Annotated in this window: 5 protein-coding genes and 1 tRNA gene; 3 read left to right on the top strand and 3 right to left on the bottom strand. The window is 69.1% G+C overall.

What is annotated here, in order from left to right; genetic code table 11:
* Positions 1 to 147 precede the first annotated feature (147 nt).
* Positions 148 to 221: transfer RNA gene (locus ETD83_RS41380), tRNA-Pro, on the top strand.
* Positions 222 to 303: 82 nt separating this feature from the next.
* Here the strand turns inward: ETD83_RS41380 and ETD83_RS46255 are convergent.
* The 3 genes from ETD83_RS46255 to ETD83_RS43350 are packed head-to-tail and all read right to left on the bottom strand — an operon-like array spanning position 304 to position 827.
* A complete protein-coding gene (locus ETD83_RS46255; protein ID WP_407921564.1) occupies positions 304 to 483 on the bottom strand; it encodes a hypothetical protein in 180 nt (59 codons plus the stop codon).
* A 5-nt stretch (positions 484 to 488) separates the two neighbouring features.
* Positions 489 to 650, bottom strand: coding sequence for a hypothetical protein (locus ETD83_RS43355; RefSeq protein ID WP_171064741.1), 162 nt, complete (start codon positions 648 to 650; stop codon positions 489 to 491).
* A 9-nt stretch (positions 651 to 659) separates the two neighbouring features.
* Positions 660 to 827 carry a hypothetical protein gene (locus tag ETD83_RS43350; protein WP_171064740.1) on the bottom strand — a complete coding sequence of 56 codons (168 nt, stop codon included), beginning with the start codon at positions 825 to 827 and terminating at the stop codon, positions 660 to 662.
* 128 nt (positions 828 to 955) lie between these two features.
* On the opposite strand from ETD83_RS43350, the gene ETD83_RS41370 reads away from it, so the two are divergent.
* Together ETD83_RS41370 and ETD83_RS41365 are read left to right on the top strand one after the other, a co-directional pair.
* On the top strand, positions 956 to 1,423 hold the full coding sequence (locus tag ETD83_RS41370) for an NUDIX domain-containing protein (protein ID WP_230421537.1): 468 nt from the start codon (positions 956 to 958) through the stop codon (positions 1,421 to 1,423).
* A gap of 260 nt (positions 1,424 to 1,683) precedes the next feature.
* Entirely contained in the window at positions 1,684 to 2,028 is a 345-nt protein-coding gene (locus ETD83_RS41365) for a hypothetical protein (protein WP_138650692.1), read from the top strand.
* Positions 2,029 to 2,238: the final 210 nt, after the last annotated feature.

The raw sequence follows: 2,238 nt of genomic DNA, 5'->3' as shown, positions 1-2,238 counted from the left end.
CACACAAGCCCCAGGCAGACCACCCCGGCCAGCCCCGCCCGCAAAGACACCATCCGGCCTGCTTACCAGAGCCCCACAGGCCCCGTATCTCGTTACGCAAGACCCCGCGGACTGCGCTACAGTAATCAAGCCCGCTCCAGCGGGCACCGGGACGTAGCGCAGTTTGGCAGCGCACTTGACTGGGGGTCAAGGGGTCGTGGGTTCAAATCCCGCCGTCCCGACAGCACGAGCAGCCCTGTCGACCACGGAGTAAACCGAGGTCAGCAGGGCTTTCGCGTTGCCACCCGCCGCCGCAGCCATGATCTAGACGACCCGGAGCCGGGGACCACCTGGGGACCGCCGGTCCTTGAGATGAGTACTCAGCGCATCCCCCGCCGCGTTGATCGACTGGGCGTCCGGATGCAGGTACCGCTGTGTCGTGCTCAACGAGCCATGACCGGCGATCTTCCGGAGGACGTGCACGGGGACGCCCGCGTCCGCCATCCAGGTCAACCGCCGAGGCGGGCGTCGATGTCCTCGGTGCTGAGGCGTTCCAGCGCCTTGGTGAACCGGTCAGTGACCTGGCCGCGGTGGGAGAGCCGGTAGTTGCGGGCGGTGTACAGCAGCGAGATCGCCACCACGATCGCGCCACCGACCGACACCACCAGCACCCGCGCGTATTACCGATCACGCGGATCTGTCGCATTCATCCAGCCGGGCATCCTCCACAATGCGACCGCGTACACCGCCACCAGCACGGCCAGGCCGAGCCCGGTCAGCGTGACACCTGCGACCCGCGCGGTCGGCTTGGCGAGTTCGTACTGTGCCCTGCGCTGAACGCGCCTCATCCGATTCACGGCAGACCAGTCAACGGCGTCCGAATCGGCCTCCGCTGGCAAAGCGCCACATCCGGCCGTTCTCCCTCGCCTCTCCCTTGCATCCGCCTCCATCGGACGGGTGTGGTTAGTATCGCCCGGTGGCCTGGATCGACCCGGCGACCTGGTACGCGCAGTTGCCCGCCTGCTACCTGGCGACCGGCATGCTGCTCACCGATCCCCAGGGCCGCGTGCTGCTGGTCAAGACCCACTACCGCGAGGACTGGGGGCTGCCCGGCGGCGTCGCCGAAGAAGGCGAACCCCCGCACCTTGCCTGCCGCCGGGAAATCGGTGAAGAACTCGGCCTGGACCGCCCCGCCGGCCCGCTGCTGGCCGTCGACTTCGCCGCCGCCGACGGTGACCGGCTCCGCTCGATGATCTACCTGATCTTCGATGGCGGAACCCTCGCCGACGCCCCCGCCATCACCGTCCAGGAAGACGAGATCACCGCCTACGCCTTCCTACCGCCCGACAGCGCGGCCGCCCGCATGGCATCCGCCACCGCCCACCGACTGCAACGTGCACTGGCGGCGCGCCGTACCCACCACGTGGCCTACCTGCCGTCCTGACCGAACCATCGTTTCTCGGACGCTTGGTGTGACCGCGCCAGCTGCGCGCATAAGCCATTTCGACGGGGCGCGTCATCGACCCACCACGGGCTCGGGAGCCTTCCTCGTGGCCCTTCGCGAGGCCCGCGGGCGGTCTCCTCCCCCGGCCCGGACGTCCGTCATGGACCTAAAGGGGTCGCGTCGTCCATCCTCCTGCTGTCCGCAAGCCACCGAACCCGCCGAAGGGGCGAACGGACCTTGGCTAAAGGAAGAGGAACTGGATGACGCCGCGTTCGCGCGCCCTGCAAGGGCGATTGATGGGCCCGACGGCGAGGCGGGCGGTGATCTCGGCGACCGGGGTGAGCGGCGCCGCCGTGACGGCGCTGTCGGGCGGCTCGTCCGTCCTGGCGGCCGCGCGGCTGCTGATCAGCACGGTGAGCGGTGTCGTAATGGAGTGGGCGAGGTGGCGGGCGTTCCGCCGGTACCAGGACCTGTACACCGAAACCATCCGGCACGGCCTGACCGTGTGCAAGACCTCCGCCCAGACGCGCGAGCTCCTGGCCGACCTCGCCGCCACTCACCCGGAGTTCCTGGGCACCCGGCTGCCGTACCGGCCGCGACGATGACGCGGTGTCGTCACCGGGGACGATCGGTGGAGACTTCTGCCCGGCGCGACGAAGGCCTGGGGGTCAGCGGTCTCGGAACACGAACTGTCCCCTGTCGAAGTCCAGCGTCCATGCGTAGGCCTTGAGGAAGGCGTGTGACAGCAGGCCGTCGATGCGTACGCCGCCGAAGGATCGCCAGGGGGTCGTGCGGGACCGCGTGGTGGCCACGAG

This window comes from Actinomadura soli (genome assembly GCF_005889715.1).
Classification (GTDB): domain Bacteria; phylum Actinomycetota; class Actinomycetes; order Streptosporangiales; family Streptosporangiaceae; genus Spirillospora; species Spirillospora soli.
Note: the sequence above shows the minus strand (reverse complement) of the source record. Positions and strands in the feature narration are given on the sequence as shown.